Origin of the sequence: Paraburkholderia monticola (assembly GCF_001580545.1) — a bacterium.
GTDB classification, from domain to species: domain Bacteria; phylum Pseudomonadota; class Gammaproteobacteria; order Burkholderiales; family Burkholderiaceae; genus Paraburkholderia; species Paraburkholderia monticola.
Genome location: NZ_LRBG01000031.1, coordinates 59,885 through 85,015 on the forward strand (window position 1 = coordinate 59,885; position 25,131 = coordinate 85,015).

The window sequence follows — 25,131 nt, forward strand, 5'->3', positions numbered from 1 at the left end:
GATGGCAATGATCGGCATTCTTGGCGGCATGGGCCCGCTCGCGACCGTCGACTTCATGGACAAGATCGTGCGTCTGACCGTGGCGAGCAGCGACCAGGAGCATCTTCCGCTGCTGGTGGCGAACCTGCCGCACATCGAGGACCGTTCGAGCGCAATCATCGACGGCGGTGCCGATCCGCTGCCGGCACTGCTCGACGGCATCGATCTGCTGAACCAGAACGACGTGGGCCTCATTGCGATTCCGTGCAACTCGGCCCATCACTGGTACGAGCCGATGCGCGCGCGCAGCAAGGCGCCGGTGTTGCACATCGCGCAGACGTGCGTGGCGGCCGTGCCGCGCACGGCGCGCCGCGTGGCGATCCTCGCGACCGGCGGCGCGCTCGTTTCGGGTTTCTATCAGCAGGCGCTCACCGATCTCGACATCGAACCCGTGCTGCCCGACGCGTCGATGCAGTCGCGGGTTGCCGCGTGCATCCGTGAAGTGAAGGCGAGCAAGCTCGACGCAGCCGGCGCGCATCTCGAAGAGGTGCTTACGACGCTCGCGAGCCAGGGCGTGAGCACGGCGCTGATGGCCTGCACCGAGATTCCGCTGGCGGCGCAGCGCATTGCATCGCTGCCGCTCGTGCTGATCGACAGCTCGCTCGAACTCGCGCGCGCCACAGTGAAATACGCGTGCGAGCGCGGCTGGAACCGTCCCGCATGAAAGCACTGCATATGCTCTCGCGAAGCACGCTCGGGCTGATCGTCTGCCTCGCGGTGGGCGGCCTGTGCGGCGTGTTCGCCGAGCCGGCCGGCGCGCTCGCGTACTTCGCCGGACAACTGTATCTGTCCGTCGTCAACATGGCGGCGATTCCGCTGCTGGTCGTCGCGACCTTCTTCGGGCTGCGTCAGGTGATCGCGCTGCCGCGTCCGCGCACGCGCGTGGGCACCATCATGCTGCTCGCGCTTGCGCTCGTGGTGCTGAGCGGGATCGCCGGCACGCTGATCGGCGTGCTCGTCATGCCAGGCCAACATCTTTCCGCCGAGGCGCATGCGCATCTCGGCGAACTCGTGCTCAAGAGCGCGAGCGCGGACGAAGTGCGCGTCGCGCTGTTCGACCACGACGCGGGTAGCGCCGGCACCGCTACGAGCCTCATCAGCGTCAGCGACGTCTTTCCCGACAACTTCTATCGCGTGCTGGCGCAGGGGCACTCGCTCGGCATCCTGACCGGCACGATCCTGTTCGGCCTCGCATTCGCGGCGCTCTCGCGCGAGCAGACGCGCATGCTCAGCAATGTGTTCGAAGGCGTCTACCGCGCGCTCGAAACGATCATCGCGCAGGCGAACCTGCTCATTCCGGTGCTGGTGTTCGGCGTCGCCGCGCATCTCACCTCACACACCCAGGGCGCGACGCTCGCGGCCATGTGCAGCTTCCTGCTGTGCTTCGCGCTCTCGGCGTTCGTGCTGGCGAGCCTCGCGCTCGCGACCATCGCGGCGCGCGCCGGGCAGCCGCTCTTGCAGGCGCTGAGCGGTCTGAAGGCGCCGCTGCTGATCGGGTTGACCTCGGGCAGCGCCACCGCGCCGATTCCGCACACGATCGAGGCCATGAGCGAGCGCCTCGGCTTCAGCCGCGGCGTCGTGGAACTCGTGGTGCCGTTCGGCTCGGTGTTCGTGCGCGCGGGCTCGGCGCTGTATTACACGCTGGCGACGGTGTTCGTCGCCAATCTCTACGATCGGCCGCTCGGCGCGGGCGAGATCGCGCTCGTGTGCGCGGCGTCGGTCGTGGCTGCGTTTGTGTCGGCGGGGCAGAGCGGGGTGGCGGCGGTCGGCTACACGGGTGTGGTGCTGTCGATGCTGCATCTGCCCGTCGAGGCGGCGGGTGTGCTGTTCGTGTCGGTCGATCTGATCTGCGAAGGGCCGCGCAACGTGCTGAGCCTGCTTTCGGTCTGCACGGTGATCGCGCTGGTGTCGGCCGGACTGCCCTCCGAGCGCAAGTCGGCCGTCGAGGTACACGGCCATGCCCTGGGCTTGAGCCCCGTGCTGCGTTTCACGTTCACGCGCGGGCAGCTGGCACTCGCGGCGGGCTGCGCGGTGATGGTGGCCTCGCTGATATTGCTGATGGGAATTGGAGTGGGAGCGAGATGAAGAAGGTGGGATTGCATTGGCGCGCACGGCTCGCGCGCAGAGTGGCCGCGTTGCTGGCGGCCTCGGGCGTCGCGCTCGCGCTGGGCGGCTGCAGCATGCTTGGCTTGGGCGGCGAAAAAGCGAAATGGTCGGAAGTGACCTTCACCGCCAGTGACGACGTCAACAACAACAGCCCCGTTGCCGTGGATGTCGTGCTCGTGAGCGACCCCGCGATGCTCGCGCGCCTCGCCGAGATGCCGGCGTCGAAATGGTTCGTGGCGCGCGATGACCTCGTGAGCACCTATCCGAAGAATCTGCGCTATCGCAGCTGGGAGATCGTGCCGGGCCAGCATATGGATGTGAGCGGCGACGCATTCGCGGGCTCGCGTGTAGCCGGTGCGTTCGTGTTCGCCAACTATCAGGATCCGGGCGCGCATCGCGCACGGATCGAGCAGTTCAGCGGCCATATGGTGGTGCAGCTGGACAGCAATAACCTTACCGTCGTGGATTCGAAATGATGCATGACCGCAACATGGCAGTACCCGAGCGCATCGAGTGGTTCGAGGGCATGTTGCTCTCGCCCCAGCATTTTCAGCAGATGGCCTCGCGCAACGATGCGCTCGTGGCCTGGCAGACGCTCGCGGCGGCGCCGTTCAGTTGGGGCGTACGGCGCCTCGTGTTCGACATCGGGCTGCTGCCCGCGGGCCTGCTGCGCGTGCTGGAGCTCGACGCGATCCTGCCCGATGGCACGGCCATCACCTACCACGCGCAGGCCGCGGGCGCGGAGCGGCTCGAATTGTCGCTGGAGCCGTTTGCCGACGAGCTTTCGAACGGGCCGCTCGACTTCTATCTGGTGCTGCCCGGCGCATCGACGATGCGGCGCGCGGCGCAGGTCCGGCGCTTTCGCTCGACCTCGGTCGAGCCGGTGGAGGACCTCGTGTCCGACGCGCCGGCCGCCGACATTCCGCGCCTCGTTCCTAACCTCGCGCTGGCGGCGGGCGAGCTACCGTCGGCGACGCACGTGTGGCTGCGGCTCGGCTCGCTCTACAAGGATAACGAAGTGGTGCGTCTCGGCGAACACCAGCCGCCGCTGCTGGAAGTCGCCCGTGACAACCCGCTGTGGACGAGCGTGGCCTCGCTGCTCGGCCAATTGCGCGGCAAGGCCGCATTCGTCGCGCGACAGACCGCGAATCCCTCATCGCGGGTCGACGATCGACTCACGCAGCTGGAGCTGAAGGACCGCCTGCGCAGTCTGCTGAGCGCGCTGCCGCTTGCCGAAGCGGTGCTGCGCACGCCGCATCTGCATCCGCTCGCGCTGTATCACGCGCTGGCCGCGCTCAACGGTTCGCTTGCCATGCTCAAGCCCGGTGGCATGCCACCCGTGCCGCCCGACTACGATCACGGCGATCCGCTCTCGGTCTTCACGCCGCTCTTGCGCTCGCTGCGCGAGTCGATGTCGGAAGTGAACGAGGAATATCGCGAGCACAAGTTCGAATTCCGTCACGGCGCGTTCGAACTGACGCTGCATCCGGACTGGATCGGCGAGCGGCTCGTCGTGGGCCTGCGCGGCCAGTCGGATCGCGACCTGCTCGCGTGGATGGACGGCGCGGTCATCGGCTCGCAGTCGGTCTACGCCTCGCTGCGCAGCCGCCGGGTGCTGGGCGCGGCGCGGCGCGGCATCGACTACGCCGAGGATCTCGGTTTGCGCTCGGGTTCGGGCTATCTGCTGTTCGAGGTCACGGCGGAGTCCGCGCTCGTGCTCGCGAGCGAAATGCTGGTGATAGGCAATCCGAACGAAGGGGCGAGCGCGCAGCGGCCGCAGGAAATGCTGCTGTTCGTGAAGGGATGATGCGAGCGACGATGGCGGGAAGCACGCCGCACGAGGCAACGATGAAAGCAATGAAGACGTTAAACGCGAAGGCACGCTGAGCATGGCACGCAATCGACCAGAACCCGAAGAAGACGATCTCGTGACGGAGCAGTTCCGCACCTTCCTCGACGAACTCGTAAAGGCTCAGGCGCGCTTCTCCGAGCTGCCTGACGCAGACCCGGACCTTGCCGCGCAGGGCCTGAGCCGGCACCTGCTGAACCTGCTGGAGATCCAGACGCTGCAGTCGCGGCGTGACAGCACGCGCTTCGAAATGGAGATCGTCGCCGACGCGCGCTACCTGAAGGCCGTGCTCGCCGACGAAATCCTGCTCAACACGCCGTGGGCCGGACGCGAGCGCTGGACTGCGTATCTGCTCGAATCGACGCTGTTCCGCACCAACGTGGCGGGCGACCTCGTGTTCCGCCGCATCGAACAGCTGTTGTCCGAGCGCGAGAGCTCGCGCCGCAGCATCGCACGCCTCTATCTGTTCTCGCTCGCGATGGGCTTCCAGGGTCGCTTTCGCGGCGCCGCCGCCGCCGAGCGCCTGCGCAGCTACCGCGAGGAACTCTACGAGTTCGTCTATCAACGCCGCGCCGATCTGGGCGGGCGCGATCGCGTGCTGTCCGAAGCGGCCTATGGGAACACGCTCTCGCACGTCGCGCCGCGCAAGCTGCCGACCGTGAGCCGCTGGGCGGTGATTTTCATGCTCACGGCCGTGTCGCTGCTAGCGATTTCCGAGGTGCTCTGGCTATGGCAGTCGTGGCCCGTGCGCGAAGCCTTGCATGCCGACCCCGTGACGGGGGTGAGCCGATGAATCTGAACCCTGTGATGCGCGAGCCTGCAATGACGCCGTCGAAGCTGTTTTTCCCGGGGGCGCGCCGATGCTGACGAGCAACCTGTTTCTGCTTTCCATCGCGGTGCTCACGCTGGTCGCGTGCGCGGTGCTCGGCGCGGTGATCTACTTCGCGCTGCACGGCTCGCACGCGAAGCCCGCCGCCGAGCGCAAGATCGTGCGCCTGCGTTCGGACTCGCTGCGCAGCGCGTTTCGCCAGGCCGTCGAGCTGATCGAGGGCAACATCGCGTCGCGCGCCGAGCGCTACAACATTCCGTGGATCATGGTCCTCAACGAGGGCGACGATCCGCGTCCGCTGCCGATCGCCCAGGCGGGCGTGGCGAGCGTGCTCGGCGCCGACGCGGCGAGCCCGGCGGCCACGGAGGGCATTTCGTGGCACTTCTTCGATCGCGGCATCGTGGTGGACATCAAGGCGGCCTATCTGGGTTCGCCCGACGATGACGGCGACGGCAAGCCCTGGGACGAGTTCCTGAGCCTGTGCCGCAACTATCGCCAGCAGCGCCCGTTCGACTCGGTGGTGATCACGGTGCCCGCGGCCACGCTGCTCGCCGACGATACCGACGCGCGCCTCGAACTCGTGCGTCACGCGAAGCTCGCGCACCGCCGCCTGTGGCTGGCGCAGAACCGCTTCGCGATGCGCTTCGCCGTGTACGTGGTCGTGACCGGTTGCGAGGCGCTACCCGGCTTCGCGACATTCGCGCGTGCGCTGCCCGAGCCGCTGCGCGCGAGCATGCTCGGCTGGTCTTCGCCGTACGACCTGTCGACCACCTACCAGCCCGGCTGGGTCGACACGGCGATGAACGGCATCATGCGCTCGGTCTCGGACGCGAGTGCTGAGTTGTTCGCGCTCGATTCCGCAAATCTCGACGCGCGTCAGTTCCTGCAACTGCCCTCGCGCATCGACGCCATGCGCGCGCAACTCCAGCTCTACGTCGACGAACTGCTGCGCGCGAGCGCCTACCACGAGCCGTTCTTTTTCCGCGGCATCTATCTGACCGGCGACGCGAGCGAATTCGCGCAATGGAGCGTGGCGCAGACCGATGGCCCGGCGCTGGAGGGCGACGGCTTGCCCGCGCTCGAAGCGCCGTCCGGCGAGGTGCACGACGCGCTCGCGCCGTATGCGGCGAGGGAGCCTAGCTATGCGGCCGACCACCCTGGCAACGCAGCCGATGCGGAGATGGGCGGCGGCCGGCGCGAGCCTGGCGGCCAGATCAACGACCTCATGCTGCAGCCGGCATTCCTGCGCGATCTGTTCGAGAAGAAGATCTTCCTCGAATATGGCCTCACGCGGCCTTCGCGCTCGCAGCATCTCGCGCGCCCCGTGCTCAACCGGGCGTTGCGCTGGGGCGGCATTGCGCTGCTGGGCGGCTGGGGTCTCGGGCTCGTCGTCGCGACGGTGCAGCTCAGCCATCGCAACGGCGAGCTGGTTGCGGCCCTTGGCGCGCTGCATCGTGATTCGGCTGAGCGTGCGAATGCCGCGCAGCAAGGCCAGGACCTGCCCGCCGACTGGTATCGCCGCAAAGCGCTCGCGCTGATCGCGATGAACCAGAACCTCAGGACGGGCAGCGGCTGGACGATCTTCATGCCTGGCTCGTGGGGCTTCGTCGACGATCTGAACGCGCGCGTGAGGGACCGCTTCGAGCGCGAGTTTGGCGAAATTGCCGTCGCCGCGCTGGAGCGCGAGATGTACGCGCACGTGAGCCAGCTGACCGGCGTGGGGCGCGACCCGAGCTCGGGCCAACTGATCATCGGCGACGACTGCGCGGCGCCCAGCGCTGGCCGGGTCGACGCAGGCGCGCCGCTCAGCCTCGCGCTCGACGATCTGCCGCCGATGCGCGCGCTCCAGCTCTACGTGAACAACGTCGATCAGCTCGACGCGGCGCTGCAGGCGCTGCAGCGCCTACAGCATCCCGCGTCCGACAACGCCGACTCGCTGCGGCTCGTGGTGCGCTATGCGCTCGGCGCGGACCTGCAGGGCAATGTGTCGGGCAGCGTGCCTTACTTCTATCGCGATCAGGACGGCCGCAACCTGGCCGCCAATGGCTCGGCGGGTGTCAATCTCGCGGCCGTGCAGCAGGCCTTGGGCTGCACGTTCGTCAAAGGCGCGCAGCAACTCGATGCCGCCATGTTCACGAACAATCCGCTGCTGGTCGCGGAGCGTGCCATCTCCGATCGTCTGAGCAGCCTCACGGTAGCCGACTCGGGCACGGGCGACTTCGCGAAAATCACCGACGGCTACCGTGCGGTGGTGGCGGGCGTCGATACGCAGCGCGATCTGCTCGCATCGGGCAAGGGCGGGTGGATGCATCAGACGCAGTTCAAGCCGGGGCCGACCTACGAGCGCACGCTTGCACACGTGGCGCAAAGCCGCCTGCTCGGCGCCGACCTCGCCGCGCAAATCCGCCAGCGCGAGGACACCGGCTTCCAGGCCTTCCGCAGCGAGTTTGCGCTGCGTTTCGGCAGCGCGGACAGCGGCATCGTCTGGGTCGACAAGGATGCGCGCTACAGCGTTGCGCCGGGTCGCGTCGCATTGCGCGATGGTTTGTCGGGACTGCTGAGCCAGCCGTTCATGGTCGCCCCGCGCAATCGCGAACTGCCCACGCTCACCGAGGGCTCGACCATCGTCTGGGACCGTGCGCAGCTCGATCAGGCGCTCGCGCTCGGCGACGTGCGCAAGCGCTTCCTGGCCGAAGGTCTGGTGAATCTGCCAGCGGCGGCGCGCCCCGGTATCGAAGCCGCGCTCGATCTCCAGTTCGCGCGTCTGATCCTCGACCAGACCGCCGCGGCCGCGAACGTCACCACGGCGCCGGCCGACCTCGACAGCTCGGCGTTCGAGGCGGCTCGCTCGCGGCTCGCGCGCATCGAGGCGCTGCTCACCGAGCTACGCGCGAGCGCGCAACTCGAGGATCTCGACACGCTGGTGTCGAACGACGCCATGGCGCACCTGCGCCGCGTGGACGACGCCCTCACGCAATCCGAGCTGTACGCCACGCGCCAGGATGCGAGTGCCGACAGCGCGCACGGCGCGCGTTCGCCGATTCTCGTGGCGTTCGGCGTGGCCGACGGGGCCGCCCTCGCGCCGTATCTCGACCAGCAGTCCTCGCGCGCGCTGATGCTCGGCAAACAGGCTTCGGTGTATCTCGCCGCGCTCGATACGAGCGACGCCGCCTCGCCGCTCGCGCAACGCTGGCAGGCGATCGACCGCGACCTGGAGCGCTACCGCCTGAAGAACCCGAACAGCAGCTTGCTGCGTCTCGAGCAGTTCGTGCTGTCGGTGTCGGCCGATCCCGGTCCGGCGGGCTGCATGGCGAAGTTCACCGGCCGGCCGTCGACGAATGGCGGCGACGACTACTTCGCCACGCGGCACGCGCGCCTGTATGACAGCCTGCTCGCGCGTTGCAGCCAGGGTTACGCATCGGAAATGCGCCAGCAGTGGGGTAGTTTCGCCACGGCGTTCAACGAGAGCGTGGCGGGACGCATGCCGTTCGACAACAGCGAAATGCTGCGCGTGGCTGCGCGAAACAACGGCACGCCGACGGTGGCCGACTTTGGCGAGCTGGGCCAGGTGCTCAAGCGCTACGAGCCGGTATCGGAGACGTTCCATGCGTCGAGCACGGGCGCTTCGCCGGCGATGACGAACTACAAGGTGCGCCAGTTCATCGAGAACTTCGATCAGGTGAAGACGCTGCTCGCGCCGCTCTATCCGTCGGACGACGGCGCGGCCGCCGGCTACGACGTGGGCGTCGAGTTCCGCGTCAACCGGAACGCCGAGGTCGCGGCGAACCAGATCATCGACTGGACGCTCACCATCGGCTCGCAGAGTCTGTCGATGAACGAAGCGCCGCACGCCATGCACTGGGACTTCGGCACGCCGGTCTCGCTCGTGCTGCGCTTCGCGAAGGACTCGCCGCTGACCGCCGTGGCGGACGCGCAGCAGCGCGGCTACTCCACCGACGGCCGCACGCTCACCTGGCAGTTCTCCGATCCGTGGGCGCTCATCACGTTCATCAACCGGCAGCGGGTGGCCGACACCAGTGGTCGCGGCGAGCGCGCCTCGCAACTGCTGAAAATCGAGTTCCCGCTCGGCACGGCGAACCCCGCCGACCTTTCGCTGTTGCCGAAGCAGGCGCATGGGCGCGTCTATGTGCGCATCGCGCTGATGCCCGCGGGTAAGAAAACACCGCTGCCGTGGCCCGGCAGTTTCCCGGTGCGCGCACCGGAATGGAGTGCACTATGAAACAGGCTTTGCCGATGGAGGTCGAGCCGGGCTCTAACGTCGACTTCGATGCGTTGCTGGCACCCGTGCCCGGCGGCGAAGGCGGCACAGGCGTTTCGCTGCGCTACGAGCCCGTGTTCCAGCAGATCCGCGAAGCGCGACACCAGGACGATCCGAATCTGCCAATGGGCGAATGGGAGCGGCCGCTCATCAAGGCGGACTGGAAACTCGTCGCTGCGCTCGCCAGCGACGCGCTCGCGACGCGCAGCAAGGATTTTCAGCTGGCCGCGTGGCTGTGCGAGGCGTGGGTGCATTTGCATGGCGTCGAAGGCCTGATGAACGGGACACGGTTGCTGACGGTCCTCGCCGAACGCTTCTGGTCAAGCGCGTGGCCGATGCTGGAGGAGGGCGACGCGGAAGCGCGCGCCGCGCCGTTCGTCTGGCTCAACGACACGCTGCCGCTCGTGCTGACGCTGCACATACCGCTGCTCGTCATCGACGGGCGCGAGCCGGCGCAGGTCAACCTCGACGATTGGCAGCGTGTCGTGCTGGACGGCGGTGATGCAGATGCGGCCGACCTCACGCGCGATCTGCTCGACAAGCACGTGAAGAAGGGACGCAACCTTCCAGCGCTCGTATCGCTTCACCAGCAACTGGAACTGGCGCGAGCGGCATGGGCGAAATTCAGGCATCTGCTCGATGAATTGCTGCAAGACGACTCGCCGCATCTTGGCCGGGTCGACGATGTTCTGATGAGTCTGGCTCGTGCCGTGACCAGCCTGTGCGGCAATCAGGCGCTGGCTGCCGCGCCTCAAGCCAGCGTTATCGACGACTCCTCTGACCTACGCCTCGCCGGTGTGTCGAGCGCGGCTTCCCACCTCGCATCGATGGAAAAAACCATGAGCAACGCCACGCTGGACTTGCCGTCACCGACCGCCACAGTCAGGTCTCTGCCCGCGCGAGTGGAGAGCCGCGAGCAGGCGTATGACCTGATCGAACTCGTGGCGAGCTATCTGGCCGAGCATGAACCGCATAGCCCGACACCGTTTCTGCTGCGGCGGGCGGTGTCGTGGGGCGCGATGTCGCTGCCCGATCTGATGCGCGAGGTCGTGCGCACGGAAGGGGACATGTCGCGCTTTTTCGCCATGCTCGGCGTCGAATGACGGAGCCCTGCTGACGTAGCAGACGCTTCAACCTATAACCCGGTATTTTGCCGGCGCACAGCGGTGCGCCCATCTCAAGCCCAATTCAGGAGACCAACATGACTACTCCGTATTTCAATCCAGATCCGTTTGCGCAGGCGAAGGCCGAGGTCGAAAGCAAAAGCTGGGACGAGCAGATTATTCACTCGAGGCTCTTTCACAGCATGCGAAGCGCCGTGTCGAGCAAAGGTTCCGCCGCCAGCAAAGGTATCGGTGCCGCTGTTACGGTCGGCAAACTTTTTCTGTCCTTGATCCCCGTGCCAGTTGTGGGCGCTGTTTCGGGGGCGATCATCGACAAGGTCGGTGACGCGATTCGCGGCAAGGTGCGTGAGGGTCAAATAGCCGATGCGAAAACGAATGAGGAAAAGGCGAAATTCCAGATCAAGGAATTGACCGTTGAAAACCTGGACCGGTATCGCTGGAAACTTGCGCATGCGTTCGAAGCGCTCAACGACGGTATCAGAGAGTACAACAGCAGTAACGAGACCTGCGACGACATGTACAAGCTGGCGCTTCTGATCCAGCAGGTCGAACGTCGAAAGGAAAAGCTCCAGAAAGAGCTGACGACGTTCAATGATGTTCTGACGCTCGTGAACAACTGGATCGCCGATGTGGACGTCAAGCAGGGGCAAAACCTTCACGACGTCAAAGAAAAGCTGAAAAGGAAAAACGACAATAGAGCGAGTACGGTCAATACGAGTACGCCGGATCAAGTCACCGCACTGATCTCTAGTGAGCATGGCAATTGCGAAAAGTGGTGCTGCGTCAAGAAGGAAGCAAAGTACCAGTACAACCCGGCAAAGTGGCAGGAGGTCAAGCAATGGGCGGGCAAGGTTTCGCTGGCGGCGGCCCCGGTGGTTTTCGCAGCGGTTACCGTCAAGGCCGGTGATTACCGCAACGATTCCAGTAACTCGAGCATGACGTAGAGCTCATGGTGGACGGCTGGTTCTGCCTGGAAACCTGTCCGATCCCCAGCAAGAACAGTTCGGCCTTATGCGAAGCTTTTCCTAAGGCCGGGCTGTTGCCGCCAGCCCACCTGAGGAATCAGTCACGCTGCAGGTTCTGGCAAGGCGCCCTGATGGTGTGTGGCGGGAACTATAAAGCGGCGAAACCGGCAAAAGCGGCACGCCCGAGCTGACCCAGCACCGTATCGTTCTGCGGCGTATGAATGCGCGCGCACAGCACGTCGCGATAGTGGCGCTCTAGCGGGTTGTTACGGCTCAGTCCCGGATTGCTGCTCGCTTCGAGCGCGAGTTGCACCGCTTCGATCGCGTGCTGGCTGACCAGATACTTGATCGCCGGCGCTTGTGTCGCGTCGACGTGACCCGCCGCGCCCGCATCGAGCAGCGCGCGGTTGTTGAACAGCAGCGCGTCGATGCAGCCCGCCGTCTGCTGAAAGCGCTCGAGGCTCGACAGCGGCGCGTTGAGCCCTGAAGGCGCACGCTGCGCGGCCCATTGCACGAACCAGTCGCGCGCGGCCCGCGCGACGCCGTCATAGATCGACGGCAGCAGCACGTTCATCCAGATGCCGGTCAGCGGGTCCATGCCGGTGGCGTGCAGCGGTGGCTGCAAATCGACCGCATGGTCGAGCGGCACGCGCACGTCCTCGAAGATCACTTCGTGACTGCCGGTCGCGCGCATGCCGAGATGATTCCAGGGCTCGCCGAAGCGGATACCGGGCGTGTCGCGATGCACGAGCCACGTGCCGACGCGCGGCGAGGCCTCGTCCGTGCGGCCCCACACCGCGAACCATGTGAGCCCCGGGCTGCCGGTCGAATAGAGCTTGCGGCCGTTCAGCAGCCAGTGACCGTCCGCGCGCCGGCCGATCGTCGCGGGCAGACCGCCGCGCGACGGCGAACCGAGTTCGGGTTCGACGCGCAGCGAGTTGATCAGCGCGCCGCGCTCGACGGCGTCGCGTGCGATGCGTTCCTTCAGCGCGACAGGCCAGTTCGGATTGGCCTGCAAACGCAGGTGATACAGGCATTGCATCACGAGGATCAAGGCCGTCGACGGTTCGCCGCGCGCCACCGCGCCGACCACGCGCAGCGTTTGCGCGAGCGAGGCCTCGCGCCCGCCGAGCGCGCGCGGTACGGTCAGCGACAGCAGGCCCGCGCGACGCAGACGCGCGAGGTTGTCGTGCGGGAACAGCGGGCCCGCGTCGAGCGCGGCCGAGTTGGCGGCGAACTCGCGGGTCAGCGCGTCGAGCCAGGCGGCGGCTCGCGGACTGTCGAGATCGGCGAGCGCATCGAGCGCGGCGGCGTCGCGTTCGGTTTCGGCGAGTGCGTTATCGGGGGGACGGCTCGTCATCGTGAAGGGACCGGTTGCGATTGCGGGTTGCCGGGATGCATGCGATCTCACGGCGCGTCGAGCGGAAACTGCCTGTCGAAGCTGGGCGCTACGTCGAGGCGCGTCTTGATCACGTCCGCGCGGTGATACAGGTCGGCGGTCTTTTGCTGCTCGGCGACCACGGCGTCGTCGATCGCAACGGGATGCAGTTGCGCGCGCTGGTAGACCGTCTTCAGCACGTCGGGCGGCAAGCCGGTCACTTTCGATTGCATCGCGGCGACTTCGTCGGGATGCGCGAGCGCCCAGCGCTGGCCCGCGGCGACGCGCTTCAGGAAGTCGGCGATCTGCGCATGCTTGTCCTTGATCGATGTTTCCGTCGCCGCCTGAAAACTGAGTCCCGACGACAGATCGATGCCGTTGGCGATGCTGCGGTCATGATCTTTCTGCTCGGCGAGCGCGACGTAGGGGTCCCACGTGGACCATGCATCGACATTGCCCGACGCGAGCGCCGCTTTCGCATCGGCCGGCTGCATGAAACGCAGCGACACCTCGGACAGTTTGATACCGGCGCGCTCCAGCGTTGCGATTGCGAGGTAGTGACCGATCGAGCCGCGCGTCGTCGCGATGCGCTTGCCTTTGAGATCAGTGGCTGTTCTGATCGGCGAGCCATCGGGCACGACGATCGCGAGGTCGCGCGGGATCGAGCGTGTTGCCGCCACTGCACGGACCCGGGCGCCCGCGGCGTAGGCGAAGATCAGCGGCGCATCGCCGAGACCGCCGACGTCGATCGCGCCCGCATTGAGCGCCTCGCCGAGCGGTTGCGCGGCCGGAAAGTTGAACCATTCGATCTTGTACGGCAGATTATTCAGTTGTCCAGAGGCTTCGAGGATGCCGCGGGTCTGCAACTGCTGGTCACCGACTTTCAGCGTGGAATCGGCCCAGGCCGCAAAGGGCGCGGACACGACCAGCGCGCCGAACAGAAGACCGGAAAGCTTCAGCAAAAACCGATTCGAAAGATAGGACATGGGAAGCGCTGCGCAGGGCCAGGTAGAAAAGCACACGATACGGACCCGTGTTTTATAAGGCAAACGCATTGTTCTTCTTTGTTAATATGCGAGTGAGGAAAGCACGCGCCGCTTGAACAGGGGTGCACCGACACGCTAAGCTCATGTGACGCTCCGGCATGCACGGGCCGCTCAACGTTCCATTCAACACCGCCACCATCCATGAAACTCGATGAAATCGAGGCCTTCGTCGCCGTCGTGCGTAGCCAGTCGCTGAGTCAGGCGGCCGATTCTCTCGCGCTTACGCAACCGGCCGTCACGCGCCGCATCCAGAACTTCGAGGAAGCGCTCGGCGTCGAGCTGCTCGACCGCAACACCAAGCCGCTGAAAACCACACCGATGGGCCGCGCCGTGTACGAGCAGTGTCGCGCGATCGTTCGCGAAGTCGACGCGCTCAGGCATCTCGTCACCGAAGACGCACCGCTTGCCGGTGTGCTGCGCCTGGGCGTCGCGCAGACGGTCGCCGACGTCGCGATGCTGAAGGCCTTGCACGCGCTGCGCGGCGCGCATCCCGAGCTGCAGGCGCGGGTGTCGACGGGCTGGGGCAATCCGCTGCTGCAGAAGCTCGAAGACGGCGAGCTCGATGCCGCAATCGTGCTATTGCCGGCCAATCGCGTATTGCCCGATGCACTGGCCGGAGCAGCGCTCGGCGAGCTGAAGCTCGCTGTCGTCGCGCAGAAGGGGAGCCTGAAAAAGCGCACCCACACGTTGGCCGAATGCCAGCAGTACGGCTGGGTGCTGAATCCTGACGGCTGCGGTTTTCGGGCGGGGTTGCAGCAAGCGCTCGCCGCGCAAGGCTACGCGTTGAAGCTCAACCTCGAAACTCTAGGCACGGAACTGCAACTCGGTCTCGTCGCCGATGGTGTCGGGCTGGGGCTGGTTCCGCTGCCGTTGTTGCGCATCAGTGCGCATGCCGCGCAGCTCGACGTGATTCAGGTCAGCGACTTCAAGCCCGAGATCGCGGTATGGATCGTCAGGTCTCGTGCGCTTGGCAAGATGCAGTCAGCGCTCGCCGTGCTGTCGGAAAGCGTCGAGCAGAGCTTCAAGGCGGCGCGGCTGTCGCGCGCGGCGTAACAACACCGAGGCGGGCGCCCGCTTCACGCGGCGCCCGCGTTGCACCCGCCGATCAGATCACGAAGAAGCCATGCGTGCCATCGCGCTCCAGCTGTGCGACGAGGCCGTACTCCCATTCCAGATACGCGTTCATCGCTTCGCGCGCGTTGTCGGTGCCTTCATACGGACGCCGGTAACGATCGATGCGTGGCGACGCCAGATGCGCGTCGCCGGATTCGGTCGGCAGACCCGCGCGAATCCACGCGGACGTGCCGCCTTCGAGCACCTGCACCGGCTTGCCGGTCAGCGCGGCCAGCTCCGGCGCGGCGAACGGCGCGAGCGCGCTGGTCGCGCACGTGACCACGTAGCGTTTCGCGTCCGGCAGCGTGCGCAGATCGTCGACGGTGTTGGACAGTCGCGAACGCACGAGCCACCAGGCGCCCGGAATATGGGCTTTCACATGATTCGCGCTGGCCGTCACGTCGATCACGAGCGTGCGGCTCGAAGGGTCTGCAAGGAGCGCAGCCAGTTCTTCCGCGGACACGGTCGGTGTGGGCACCGGCTCGGGTTTCGCGCCGCGCCACGCGCCGCTCGCGCTCAGGTCTTGCGCGCTCGCGCCGTCGACGACATAGACCTCGATGTTCATCTGCGCGAGCCATGAGGCCGTCATGTTGGCGCGCACGCCGTCGTCGTCGAACAGCACGACACGCGCGCCGCGCACCGGCGCGAACATGTCGGTCTCCTGGACGAGCTGGCCGCCCGGTGCGCCCTGAAAGCCGGGTGCATGCGCACGTTCGTATTCGGTGGGCGTGCGCACGTCGAAGCGATAGGTGGTGCGCGATGCTTCGGTGGTCCAGCGCGCGGCTTCGTCGAGTGTCGTGCGGCCCACGCCCGCGCGGTCCGCAAGCGCGCGCGCCGCGCCACGCGACGCGGCGAGGTGCTCGGCGTCGAGTCCGGCTTCAGGATCGAACTGCCGGTCGCTGCCATGTTCGAGCGACTGTCCCGCGAGCGTCCAGCCGATCGTGCCGTTGCGCAGCGCCGCGACAGGATTCGGCAGTCCCGCATTGACGAGCGACTGCGCGCCGATGATGCTGCGCGTACGCCCCGCGCAATTCACGATCACGCGCGTTGTCGGGTCCGGCGCGAGCGCTCGCGCGCGCAGCACGAGTTCGGCGCCGGGCACGCTGACGCTGCCGGGGATGTTCATCGTCTGGTATTCGTCGAAACGCCGTGCATCGAGCACGACGACGTCGTCGCCATCGGTCAGCAATGTCTCTACCGCCTCAGCCGACAGAGACGGCGTGTGCCGGAGCGCTTCGACGAATTCGCCGAACGCCTTGCTCGGCACGTTGACGTCGCGAAACACTTCACCGCCGGCGCGAGTCCAGCCGTCGAGGCCGCCCGCGAGCAGCGCAACCTGCGTATAGCCGAGCGCGGTCAGCCTGTCGGCCGCGCGTGCGGCGAGGCCTTCGCCGGCGTCGAGCAGCACGATCGGCACGTCGCGGCGCGGCAGACGCGTATAGGCGTCGAGTTCGAGCTTCGACAGCGAAAAATTCGCCGCGAACAGCGGATGAGCCTGCGCATGCGGATCTTCTTCGCGGACATCGAGCAGCGCGATTTCGCGGCGCGCGAGCAGCGCTTCGCGCACGTCTTCGTAGGTGCGAACCGGAAAAGTCGTCATCAGTGATGCTGTTCCTTGCTGAGGTCCCACAGGTTGGGGAGCGTGTCGTTCGAGTAACCGGAGATGAAGGGCTTCGGCAGACCGTCGGGTGTATAAGTCGAGCGGCGCACCGCGCCGATGTTGGCGCCATAGACGTGGATGCTGATCGACGTGCGGTCGTCGTAGGCGTTGCGCACGCGATGAATGTCGCCGATGCCCGGCGACACCGCTTCGACGTCGCCCGCTTCGAGACGCACTTCGGCGCCCGTTTGACGCAGCGTGCCGTCGTCGTTGCGCGCATACGGCGCGGCGAGTTCGGCGCCGCGCAGCACGCCGATCAAGCCCCACACCGTGTGGTCGTGGATCGGCGTCTGCTGCCCCGGTCCCCACACGAAGCTAACCACGCTGAAGCGCTGGCGGGCATCGGCATACAACAGGTATTGCTGATAGCCTTCGGCGGACGGCTGCACGTACGTGTCCGGCAGCCAGTCATCGACGGCGATCAGTTCGCGCAGTGCACGTGCGCCTTGTTCGAGCAGCGCAGCTTCGTGCACGCCTGAATCGACGAGCGCCGCGATCTCGCCGACGAAACGCCGCAGTTTGTGGATGGCCATCAGTCGAGCAGCTCCGGCTCGGCTTCGACGAGCCCGTCATAGAGGCTGTCGAATGCGTGTCGTGCGCCATTCGCGCGGCCAACTTGCTGGTGCGTGAGCGCCGCCATGTCGTGCGGGATCGGCTGCGGCGTGCCGGCCGCCTGCGCGAGCAGTTGGGCGTGGCACGCGTTATCGAGCGCGATGTACCACCACGCGGCCGCTTCCACGGAAGGACCGGCCGTGAGGATGCCGTGGTTCTTCAGGATCACGGCCTTGTGTGAGCCGAGCGCGTCGGCAATGCGTGCGCCTTCGGTAGTGTCGAGCACGACGCCGCGAAAGTCGTCGAACAGCGCATGGTCTTCGTAGAATGCGCACGAGTCCTGCGTCAGCGGATCGAGCTTGCGCCCGAGCGTCGACCAGGCCTTGCCATACAGCGAATGCGTGTGCGCGGCGGCCACCACGTCGGGCCGTGCCTCGTGAATCGCCGCATGAATCGCGAACGCGGCCTGATTGACGGGTCCGTCGCCGATCACGATTTCACCGTGACTGTTGACGAGCAACAGATCCGACACGCGGATGCGGCCGAAATGCCGGCCAAGCGGATTGACCCAGAAATGATCGGTCCATTCGGGATCGCGTGCGGTGATGTGACCGGCGAGACCCTGCGCGAAGCCATAGCGCGCGAACAGGCGGAACGCGCCGGCGAGGCGCTGTTGCCGGTGCAAGCGCTCTTCCCCGAGCGAACGGGGCGGCTCGGCGTCGTCGTCGAACCAGAACTTGCGCAGCGGGGTGGGGCGAAACGCAAGCGCGGGCTTATCGGCGAGTACGGTGCTCATGATGTCGTCGCGCTCCCGTTACGCCGCGTGGCGTGCGCGCGACGCCAGTTCGCGCGTCGCGGGGATCAGTTCGCGGCCATAGTCGATCGCGTCTTCGAGCGGGTCGAAGCCGCGGATCAGGAACGTCGTGACACCGAGCGCGTGATATTCGGCGAGCGTTTGCGCGACCTGCGCCGGTGTGCCGACGAGCGCGGTGGAATTCGAACGTCCGCCGATCTCTTTGGCAACCGCGGTCCACAGGCGTTCGTCCGCGCGCACGCCGTCGCCGGCCGCCGCGAGCAGACGCCGCGCGCCTTCGCTCTGTTGCGGGCCGCCACGCGCGAAGCCTTGCTCGACGCGCAACCGGCGCGTCTCGTCGAGGATGTGTTCGGCGCGCTCCCATGCGGCTTTCTCCGTCGACGCGAGGATCGGCCGGAACGATACCGAGAAGCGCACGCGTCGCCCGTGTTTGGCGGCCTCGGCTTGCACGCGCGTGATCTGCTCATGGACCTGCTGTTTCGATTCGCCCCACAGCGCGTAGACGTCCGCGTGCTTGCCCGCGACCGCGAGAGCGGGCTCCGAGGCACCGCCGAAATAGATCGGCACGTGGGGCGACTGTTTCGGTTTGACTTCGGAGAAGGCTTTTTCGAAGCGATAAAAGCGGCCCTCGTGATCGAACGGACGCTCCTCGGTCCAGACACGGCGCAGGATCTGCAGATACTCGTCGGTGCGCGCGTAGCGTTCGTCATGGCTCAGATAGTCGCCATCGCGTCGCTGGTCCTCGTCGCTGCCACCGGAGATGAAATGCACCGCGAGGCGGCCGCCTGAGAAGTGATCGAGCGTCGCGATCTGGCGCGCCGCCAATGTTGGCGCGACGAAGCCCGGCCGATGCGCGAGCATGAAGTGCACGCGCGAGGTCACGCTCGCGGCGTAGGCGATCGTGATGGTCGCGTCGGGGCTGGTCGAACTGTGCGGCACGAGGATACGGTCGAAGCCCGCGTTTTCATGGGCCTGGGCGAAACTGCGCACGTAGTCGGTATCGATCGCGGGGCCTTGCGGAGCATGCGTCTCCGAGACCTTGCGTTGCTGGATCATGCCGATGAATTCGACGCTCACGGTAGCTCCTTTCCAGATATTCGTTTCGATGGAGAAATGGAAGCGGGAGCAGACGTGACGCGGTGCACGCCTGCGGGACGAATTCAGGCTAACACCGGGTTATGCAAAGACTAAATATTAAATTTAGCTAAAGATATAGAGTGCGCATGTTAGCGCGCAGTCCGCATGCCTTCGTTCAGGTGTGCGCGGGCTCGTCGCTCAGTTGATCGATCACGAGGGTTCTGATCCAGCGATTCGCGTCATGCGTGTCGTAGTCGCTATGCCAGTGCACGGTGACGGTCACGCCGGGAATCTCGACCGGCAGGTCATAGACCGCGAAGTCGCCAGCGGGATTGAGCAGTTCGATGGTGCGTCGCGGCAGCGTCACGATCCAGTCGGTGTGCGCGAGGATATGCGGTACGACCGTGAAATGCGGCACCTGTAGCGCGATTTGACGGTGGATGCTGCGCTTGCGGAAGCTGTCTTCGATCTGATGATGGCCGCTTTCGAGCGAACCCACGAACACATGGGGAAACGCGAGGTACTGTTCGAGCGTGAGCGCGCGTTTCGGCAGTCCGCGGCGGCGGCGCGTCATGCAAACGTAGTCTTCGTGAAACAGCCGGTGATGCCGGGTGCGGCCGACCAGCGCCGGCAAATTGCCGATCGCGAGATCGAGACGGCCGACGCGCAACGCGTCCTCGATCTGATCGAGCGGCACCGACTGGATGTCGAGACGCACGCGCGGGGCGCATTCCGCGAGTGCCGCGCACAGCCGGGGCAAGAATGCGAGCTCGCCGATATCCGACATCGACAGCCGGAACACCCGGGTGCTGGTCGCCGCATTGAACGGCACCATCAGATGCAGCGCATGTTCCGCGGCCGCCATTGCCGCGCGCAACGGCTCGCGCATCTCCAACGCGGCGGAGGTCGGCTGCATCTCGTTGCCGGTGCGCACGAACAGCGGGTCTTCGAGGATGGCGCGCAGCCTGCCGAGCGCATAGCTGACTCCCGGCTGCGACAGACCCAGCCGGTTCGCGGCGAGCGTCAGGCTGTGCTCTTCGAGGATCGCGTGAAAAACACGCAGCAGGTTCAGGTCGATTCGGTTGGTGTCCACGGCCAATAAGTAAACTTATGCTGCTGCCAGAATTTGATCGATTCGGAGAAGCCGTACTTTATTCCTATACTCGCCTAACCTCAAACGATAGGGTGCGCGATGGCCGAGCGATCATTTGTCGAGGAAGTCAAAAAGCTGCGCCTCGGCGACGGCGAGCTGTTCAGCGGCGAGGGCATCCTGGCGGTCACGAAGGCGCTGCTGGAATCCGGTGTCGCGTACGTGGCGGGCTACCAGGGCGCGCCGATCTCGCACCTGATGGACGTGCTGGCCGACGCGCAGGACATTCTCGCCGAGCACGGCATCCGCTTCGAAAACAGCGCGAGCGAGGCGACCGCGGCGGCCACGCTCGCGGCATCGGTCAACTATCCGTTGCGCGGCGCGGTCACGTTCAAGGCCACGGTCGGAACCAACGTCGCCTCCGACGCCCTCGCGAATCTCGCCTCGGGCGGCGTGCTGGGCGGCGCGCTGATCATCGTCGGCGAGGACTATGGCGAGGGCTCCTCGATCATGCAGGAGCGCAGTCACGCGTTCGCGATGAAGTCGCAGATGTGGCTGCTCGATCCGCGCCCGAACCTGCCTTCGATCGTGCAGGCCGTGAAAGACGGCTTCGAGCTGTCGGAGGCGAGCAGTACGCCGGTCATGCTGCAGATGCGGATTCGCGCGTGCCACGTGCACGGGCAATTCATCACGTCGGCCAATCGCCGTCCCACCTTCACGGTGAAAGACGCGCTCGAAAACCCGACCCGCGACGTCGATCGCATCGTGCTGCCCCCCGCGAGTTTTCTGCATGAAAAGGAAAAGGTGCAGCAGCGCTGGCCGGCCGCGATCCGATTCATTCAGGCGCGCGAGCTGAACGAATTCTTCTCCGAAGACGCGGCCGACGTGGGCATCGCCGTGCAGGGCGGTGCCTACAACACGCTGATTCGCGCATTGGGCAAGCTGGGACTCGCGGACGTCTACGGCGAGTCGAACATCCCGCTGTATGTGATGAACGTGGCGTACCCGCTCGTGGACGCGGAGTTCGAGCGGTTCTGCCGCGGCAAGCGCGCGCTGCTGGTGATCGAGGAAGGGCAGCCGAAGTTCGTCGAGCAGAACGTGGCGAGCATCCTGCGCACGCTGCAGGTCGACACCGCGCTGCATGGCAAGGACCTGCTGCCGATGGCGGGCGAGTACACCACCGCGACCGTGCTGGCAGGCGTGCGGGCTTTTCTCGAACGCTACGGCCACGTCGCTGCGCAGCCTGTCGAAGCGCCGAAGCGCAAAGTCATTCCGGTGGTCCTGGCGAGTTCTGGCAAGCAGGCCGGTGAGCCCACGCCCGCGCCCACGCCGTCGCTCGATCGGACGGTTCATGCACGGCCGCCCGGCTTCTGCACGGGCTGTCCCGAGCGGCCGATCTTCACCGCGATGAAACTCGTCGAGCGGGAGCTGGGCGCGCATCACGTGAGCGCGGATATCGGCTGTCATCTGTTTTCGATTCTGCCGCCGTTCAACCTCGGCAACACGACGATGGGCTACGGTCTCGGCGCCGCGGGCGCGGCCGCGCTCAACGCGCCGGCGGGCAAGCGCGCGATCTCCGTGATGGGCGATGGCGGCTTCTGGCACAACGGTCTGACGAGCGGCATTGCGAACGCAGTATTCAACCGCAGCGACAACCTGACGATCATCGTCGACAACAACTACACGTCGGCCACCGGCGGGCAGGACATTCCGTCGTCGAACGCGCAAAATCCGACGCGCAGCACCGGCCATGAAATCGAACGGGCTGTCCGGGGCGTCGGTGTCGAATGGGTGCGCACGATCAGGCGCACCTACGACCTGAAAGCGATGACCGCGACGCTGCGCGAAGCATTGACGACGACCGCGCGAGGTCCGAAGGTCCTGATCGCGCAGAGCGAATGCATGCTGAACCGCCAGCGCCGCGAAAAGCCCAAGGTGCGCAAGGCACTTGCCGCGGGCGAGCGGGTGGTGCGCGAGCGTTTCGGCGTGGACCCCGATACCTGTACGGGCGATCACTCGTGCATCCGCCTGTCGGGCTGCCCGTCGCTGTCGATTCGCCCGAACCCGGACCCGCTGCGCCGCGATCCGGTGGCGACGGTCGTCGACAGTTGCGTCGGCTGCGGCCTGTGTGGCGAGGTCGCGCATGCGGCGGTGCTGTGTCCGTCGTTCTATCGCGCGGAGCTGATCAGCAATCCGACCCGCTGGGATCGCCTGCGTCAGCGCGTGCGCGATGTCGTGATCGGCTGGCTGCAGCGCCGCGACGCTGCGCGTCGCGCGAAATACGCGTTCTGATTTCTTCCCGCTGTAAGCAGACCCCAGGAGGTCGTTGCGCCATGTCAGCCGTCCCGAATGAACTCGTTGCGTTGCGCGTGCCGTCCCGTCTGACCGGCCGCGTGCTGCTGGTGTGCTGGCTCGCGATTCTGTTCGAAGGCTACGACGTCGGCGTGATGGGGGCCGTATTGCCGGCGCTCGCGGAGGACAAGGCCTGGCACCTGAGCCCGATCCAGTTGGGCGCGATGGGCAGCTACGCGCTGATCGGCATGTTCTTTGGCGCGTTTCTGATCGGCACGCTGAGCGATCTGCTCGGGCGCCGCCGCATGTTGCTCACGTGCGCGGCGCTCTTCTCGCTGACGATGACGGGTGCCGCATGGGCACCGACCCCCGGCTGGTTCGCGCTGTTCCGGCTCGTCGGCGGCCTGGGGCTCGGCGGCGTGATTCCGGTGGCGGCCGCGCTGACCATCGAGTACTCGGCGCCGCATCGCCGTCACTTCAACTACGGCGTCATGTATTCGGGCTACTCGTTCGGCATTCTGTGCGCGGCGGCCGTGGCGATCCGTCTGTTGCCCGAGGTGGGCTGGCGCGGCGTCATCGCGTGCGGCGCGGTGCCGCTCGTGCTTCTGTGGCCGATGGCGCGCGCACTGCCGGAGTCGCTCGAGTATCTGGTCTCACAAGGGCGCCACGCGCAGGCGGTCGAACTGGCCGCGCGTCTCGGCGTCGAGGTGCCCGCGCTGCCGGCGCGCGCGAGTTCGGCGCAGCGCGGCTGGCGCGCGGTGCTGCGCGAAGTGTTCGCGAAGCAGCATCTGCGCGCGACGCTGTGCTTCTGGACCGCGCTGTTTTGCGGCCTGCTGCTGGTCTACGGGCTCAACACGTGGTTGCCGACGATCATGCGCAAAAGCGGCTACGACCTCGGCTCCAGCCTGACCTTTCTGATCGTGTTCAGTCTCGCGTCGGCGCTGGGCGGACTCGTGCTCGGCAAGCTCGCCGATCGTGCCGGCGTGCGTGCGACGCTCGGCGTGTTCTATCTGCTGGGCGCGCTTGCCGTGCTCGCGCTGATGTACCGGCACGGCATGGCGCTGAACTATCTGTTCGTCGGGCTGGCCGGTGTCGGCAGCATCTCGGCGTCGCTGATCCTGACCGGTCATCTCGCCGACTACTATCCGGGTTCCGTGCGCGCGGCGGCCACCGGCTGGGCGCTGAGCTTTTCGCGCATCGGCGCGATGACCGGGCCCTTGCTCGGCGGCTATGTGGCCGCGAGCGGACTCGGCATCGCGGCGAATTTCGTCGTGTTCGCGCTGGTGGGGGTGCTCGCCGCCTGCGCCGTTTTTATGCTGCCGGCGAAACGTTCGACGTAAGCCTGCATCGCGTTACATCCATCAACCTGTCACTGGAAGACTGTCATGGCCGTTGAGCCAATCAAGATCGCGATTCTCGCGATGGGCGGGGAAGGGGGCGGCGTGCTCGCCGACTGGATCGTCAGTCTCGCCGAAGCCGACGGCTACTTTGCGCAGACCACCTCGGTGCCCGGCGTGGCGCAACGTACCGGCGCGACGATCTACTACATCGAGCTGTTCCCGGGCGCGACGCAGCCGGGCGCGCGCGCACCGGTGCTTGCGCTCTCGCCGTTGCCGGGCGACCTCGACATCGTGCTCGCGTCGGAATTGATGGAAGCCGGGCGCGCGGTTCAGCGCGGCTTCGTGACGCGCGAGCGCACGACCCTGATCGCATCGAGCCACCGCGTCTATTCGATTGCCGAGAAATCGGCGCTGGGCGACGGCCGCGTCGACGCGGCCGCGCTGCTGCGTCAGGCGCGCGAGGCGGCGAAGCGCTTCGTCAGCTTCGACATGGCGCAGCTCGCGCAACGCACGGGCAGCGTCATCAGCGCGGTGTTGTTCGGTGCGCTGAGCGCGGCCGAGGTGCTGCCGTTTCGCCGCGAGCAGTTCGAGGCGACGATCGAACGCGGCGCGGTCGGTGTCGCGACGAGCCTCAAGGCGTTCGATGCCGGCTATCGGGCGGCGCGCGACTGCGAGGCAGGCGTTGCGACGGACTTGCCTCGCGTGATGCCGACGGCCGCGGCCCAGTCGCCGCGCGATGCGGGTGTCGCCGCGCTGGTCGAGCGTGTGCGCGATTTTCCCGCCTCGGTGCGGGAACTCGCGACCGAGGGTGTCCGGCGGCTCGTCGACTATCAGGATGTCGCCTACGCCAGTCTGTATCTCGACCGGCTCGACGCGCTGCGCGCCGCGCCGGGAGGCGGCGATGCCGGATTGCTCGGCGAAACGGCGCGGCATCTCGCGCTGTGGATGTCGTATGAGGACACGATTCGCGTCGCGGATCTGAAGACCCGCGCGAGCCGTTTCGAACGGGTCCGCGACGAAGTCCACGCGAATGCCGCACACGTGCTGCAGATCAACGAGTTCATGCATCCTCGCATCGAGGAAATCTGCGAAACGTTGCCGGCCGGGCTCGGCCGCTGGCTGGCGCGGCCGCATGGCGTGCATCGCATCGTCGCCCGGATGGCCGCGAAGGGCCGCGTGATCCAGACCAGTTCGCTCGGCGGCTTCCTGCTGCTGTATCTGCTGGCCGGCTGGCGACGCGGCCGCCGCACGACGCTGCGCTACGCGCTGGAGACGCGCCGTATCGAAGCGTGGTTGAAGCGGATCGAATCAGCCGCCGGCGTCGACGCGACCCTCGCGCTCGAAATTGCGCAATGCCAGCGGCTCGTCAAAGGTTACGGCGACACCCATGCGCGCGGACTGAGGAACTACGAGACGTTGATGAAGGTGGTGGATCGCAGGCCGGCGGCGCTTACGCCGCAAACTTTGCGTGAGTTGCGCGACAAGGCGCTGGCCGACGAGCATGGCAATCAGCTGCGCGAGCATTTGCAGCGTTGCGGTCTCGCGCGCGAAGAACAGTTCGAGGCCGCTTAACGGCGC

19 protein-coding genes are annotated in these 25,131 nt (G+C 66.4%); 12 read left to right on the top strand and 7 right to left on the bottom strand.

Going from position 1 to position 25,131, the window contains the following annotated elements; translation table 11 throughout:
* The first annotated feature begins 1 nt into the window (after position 1).
* From cuyB to CI15_RS19825, 8 genes are all read left to right on the top strand, one after another.
* Positions 2 to 703: a cysteate racemase gene (gene cuyB, locus CI15_RS19790; protein ID WP_062130074.1), complete on the top strand. Its 702-nt coding sequence runs from the start codon at positions 2 to 4 to the stop codon at positions 701 to 703.
* The gene (locus CI15_RS19795) at positions 700 to 2,124 is read left to right on the top strand and encodes a dicarboxylate/amino acid:cation symporter (RefSeq protein WP_062130076.1); all 1,425 of its coding nucleotides are present in this window, start codon (positions 700 to 702) and stop codon (positions 2,122 to 2,124) included. The genes cuyB and CI15_RS19795 overlap by 4 nt, the downstream gene beginning before the upstream one ends.
* Complete coding sequence (locus CI15_RS19800) at positions 2,121 to 2,621, top strand: hypothetical protein (protein ID WP_062130078.1); 501 nt, start codon at positions 2,121 to 2,123, stop codon at positions 2,619 to 2,621. The genes CI15_RS19795 and CI15_RS19800 overlap by 4 nt, the downstream gene beginning before the upstream one ends.
* Positions 2,618 to 3,952 carry a type VI secretion system baseplate subunit TssK gene (tssK, locus tag CI15_RS19805; protein ID WP_062130080.1) on the top strand — a complete coding sequence of 445 codons (1,335 nt, stop codon included), beginning with the start codon at positions 2,618 to 2,620 and terminating at the stop codon, positions 3,950 to 3,952. The genes CI15_RS19800 and tssK overlap by 4 nt, the downstream gene beginning before the upstream one ends.
* Before the next feature lie 82 nt (positions 3,953 to 4,034).
* Positions 4,035 to 4,787: a DotU family type IV/VI secretion system protein gene (locus tag CI15_RS19810; protein ID WP_062130082.1), complete on the top strand. Its 753-nt coding sequence runs from the start codon at positions 4,035 to 4,037 to the stop codon at positions 4,785 to 4,787.
* A gap of 67 nt (positions 4,788 to 4,854) precedes the next feature.
* Positions 4,855 to 9,063 carry a type VI secretion system protein gene (locus tag CI15_RS19815; protein ID WP_062130084.1) on the top strand — a complete coding sequence of 1,403 codons (4,209 nt, stop codon included), beginning with the start codon at positions 4,855 to 4,857 and terminating at the stop codon, positions 9,061 to 9,063.
* The gene (gene tssA, locus CI15_RS19820; RefSeq protein ID WP_062130086.1) at positions 9,060 to 10,205 is read left to right on the top strand and encodes a type VI secretion system protein TssA; all 1,146 of its coding nucleotides are present in this window, start codon (positions 9,060 to 9,062) and stop codon (positions 10,203 to 10,205) included. The genes CI15_RS19815 and tssA overlap by 4 nt, the downstream gene beginning before the upstream one ends.
* A gap of 98 nt (positions 10,206 to 10,303) precedes the next feature.
* Positions 10,304 to 11,170, top strand: a complete 867-nt coding sequence (locus tag CI15_RS19825; RefSeq protein WP_062130088.1) for a hypothetical protein — start codon at positions 10,304 to 10,306, stop codon at positions 11,168 to 11,170.
* A gap of 169 nt (positions 11,171 to 11,339) precedes the next feature.
* On the opposite strand, the gene CI15_RS19830 is transcribed toward CI15_RS19825, so the two are convergent.
* The gene (locus CI15_RS19830) at positions 11,340 to 12,551 is read right to left on the bottom strand and encodes an acyl-CoA dehydrogenase family protein (RefSeq protein ID WP_062130089.1); all 1,212 of its coding nucleotides are present in this window, start codon (positions 12,549 to 12,551) and stop codon (positions 11,340 to 11,342) included.
* A 47-nt stretch (positions 12,552 to 12,598) separates the two neighbouring features.
* Positions 12,599 to 13,555 carry an ABC transporter substrate-binding protein gene (locus tag CI15_RS19835; RefSeq protein ID WP_062130091.1) on the bottom strand — a complete coding sequence of 319 codons (957 nt, stop codon included), beginning with the start codon at positions 13,553 to 13,555 and terminating at the stop codon, positions 12,599 to 12,601.
* 201 nt (positions 13,556 to 13,756) lie between these two features.
* On the opposite strand from CI15_RS19835, the gene CI15_RS19840 reads away from it, so the two are divergent.
* Positions 13,757 to 14,668: a LysR family transcriptional regulator gene (locus CI15_RS19840; protein WP_062130093.1), complete on the top strand. Its 912-nt coding sequence runs from the start codon at positions 13,757 to 13,759 to the stop codon at positions 14,666 to 14,668.
* Positions 14,669 to 14,720: 52 nt separating this feature from the next.
* On the opposite strand, the gene CI15_RS19845 is transcribed toward CI15_RS19840, so the two are convergent.
* The 5 genes from CI15_RS19845 to CI15_RS19865 form a co-directional block, all read right to left on the bottom strand.
* The gene (locus CI15_RS19845; protein WP_062130095.1) at positions 14,721 to 16,328 is read right to left on the bottom strand and encodes a rhodanese-related sulfurtransferase; all 1,608 of its coding nucleotides are present in this window, start codon (positions 16,326 to 16,328) and stop codon (positions 14,721 to 14,723) included.
* The gene (locus CI15_RS19850; protein ID WP_062130096.1) at positions 16,328 to 16,921 is read right to left on the bottom strand and encodes a cysteine dioxygenase family protein; all 594 of its coding nucleotides are present in this window, start codon (positions 16,919 to 16,921) and stop codon (positions 16,328 to 16,330) included. The genes CI15_RS19845 and CI15_RS19850 overlap by 1 nt, the downstream gene beginning before the upstream one ends.
* On the bottom strand, positions 16,921 to 17,736 hold the full coding sequence (locus CI15_RS19855; protein ID WP_062130098.1) for a class II aldolase/adducin family protein: 816 nt from the start codon (positions 17,734 to 17,736) through the stop codon (positions 16,921 to 16,923). The genes CI15_RS19850 and CI15_RS19855 overlap by 1 nt, the downstream gene beginning before the upstream one ends.
* A gap of 18 nt (positions 17,737 to 17,754) precedes the next feature.
* The gene (locus CI15_RS19860; protein ID WP_062130100.1) at positions 17,755 to 18,831 is read right to left on the bottom strand and encodes an LLM class flavin-dependent oxidoreductase; all 1,077 of its coding nucleotides are present in this window, start codon (positions 18,829 to 18,831) and stop codon (positions 17,755 to 17,757) included.
* A 175-nt stretch (positions 18,832 to 19,006) separates the two neighbouring features.
* Positions 19,007 to 19,924: a LysR family transcriptional regulator gene (locus tag CI15_RS19865; RefSeq protein WP_062130406.1), complete on the bottom strand. Its 918-nt coding sequence runs from the start codon at positions 19,922 to 19,924 to the stop codon at positions 19,007 to 19,009.
* Between the two features lie 99 nt (positions 19,925 to 20,023).
* Between CI15_RS19865 and CI15_RS19870 the strand changes: the two genes are divergently transcribed.
* From CI15_RS19870 to CI15_RS19880, 3 genes are read left to right on the top strand one after another with little or no spacing between them, the layout of a single operon-like run.
* Positions 20,024 to 22,213: a thiamine pyrophosphate-dependent enzyme gene (locus tag CI15_RS19870; protein WP_062130102.1), complete on the top strand. Its 2,190-nt coding sequence runs from the start codon at positions 20,024 to 20,026 to the stop codon at positions 22,211 to 22,213.
* Positions 22,214 to 22,254: 41 nt separating this feature from the next.
* The gene (locus tag CI15_RS19875) at positions 22,255 to 23,553 is read left to right on the top strand and encodes an MFS transporter (RefSeq protein WP_062130104.1); all 1,299 of its coding nucleotides are present in this window, start codon (positions 22,255 to 22,257) and stop codon (positions 23,551 to 23,553) included.
* A 45-nt stretch (positions 23,554 to 23,598) separates the two neighbouring features.
* Positions 23,599 to 25,125, top strand: coding sequence for an indolepyruvate oxidoreductase subunit beta family protein (locus CI15_RS19880; protein ID WP_062130106.1), 1,527 nt, complete (start codon positions 23,599 to 23,601; stop codon positions 25,123 to 25,125).
* The last annotated feature ends 6 nt before the right edge of the window (positions 25,126 to 25,131 follow it).

Bases quoted from the DNA above. Each gene is read 5' to 3' on its own strand.
- cuyB (WP_062130074.1), top strand. From the start codon at position 2: ATGGCAATGATCGGCATTCTTGGCGGCATGGGCCCGCTCGCGACCGTC.
- CI15_RS19795 (WP_062130076.1), top strand. From the start codon at position 700: ATGAAAGCACTGCATATGCTCTCGCGAAGCACGCTCGGGCTGATCGTC.
- CI15_RS19800 (WP_062130078.1), top strand. From the start codon at position 2,121: ATGAAGAAGGTGGGATTGCATTGGCGCGCACGGCTCGCGCGCAGAGTG.
- tssK (WP_062130080.1), top strand. From the start codon at position 2,618: ATGATGCATGACCGCAACATGGCAGTACCCGAGCGCATCGAGTGGTTC.
- CI15_RS19810 (WP_062130082.1), top strand. From the start codon at position 4,035: ATGGCACGCAATCGACCAGAACCCGAAGAAGACGATCTCGTGACGGAG.
- CI15_RS19815 (WP_062130084.1), top strand. From the start codon at position 4,855: ATGCTGACGAGCAACCTGTTTCTGCTTTCCATCGCGGTGCTCACGCTG.
- tssA (WP_062130086.1), top strand. From the start codon at position 9,060: ATGAAACAGGCTTTGCCGATGGAGGTCGAGCCGGGCTCTAACGTCGAC.
- CI15_RS19825 (WP_062130088.1), top strand. From the start codon at position 10,304: ATGACTACTCCGTATTTCAATCCAGATCCGTTTGCGCAGGCGAAGGCC.
- CI15_RS19830 (WP_062130089.1), bottom strand. From the start codon at position 12,551: ATGACGAGCCGTCCCCCCGATAACGCACTCGCCGAAACCGAACGCGAC.
- CI15_RS19835 (WP_062130091.1), bottom strand. From the start codon at position 13,555: ATGTCCTATCTTTCGAATCGGTTTTTGCTGAAGCTTTCCGGTCTTCTG.
- CI15_RS19840 (WP_062130093.1), top strand. From the start codon at position 13,757: ATGAAACTCGATGAAATCGAGGCCTTCGTCGCCGTCGTGCGTAGCCAG.
- CI15_RS19845 (WP_062130095.1), bottom strand. From the start codon at position 16,328: ATGACGACTTTTCCGGTTCGCACCTACGAAGACGTGCGCGAAGCGCTG.
- CI15_RS19850 (WP_062130096.1), bottom strand. From the start codon at position 16,921: ATGGCCATCCACAAACTGCGGCGTTTCGTCGGCGAGATCGCGGCGCTC.
- CI15_RS19855 (WP_062130098.1), bottom strand. From the start codon at position 17,736: ATGAGCACCGTACTCGCCGATAAGCCCGCGCTTGCGTTTCGCCCCACC.
- CI15_RS19870 (WP_062130102.1), top strand. From the start codon at position 20,024: ATGGCCGAGCGATCATTTGTCGAGGAAGTCAAAAAGCTGCGCCTCGGC.
- CI15_RS19875 (WP_062130104.1), top strand. From the start codon at position 22,255: ATGTCAGCCGTCCCGAATGAACTCGTTGCGTTGCGCGTGCCGTCCCGT.
- CI15_RS19880 (WP_062130106.1), top strand. From the start codon at position 23,599: ATGGCCGTTGAGCCAATCAAGATCGCGATTCTCGCGATGGGCGGGGAA.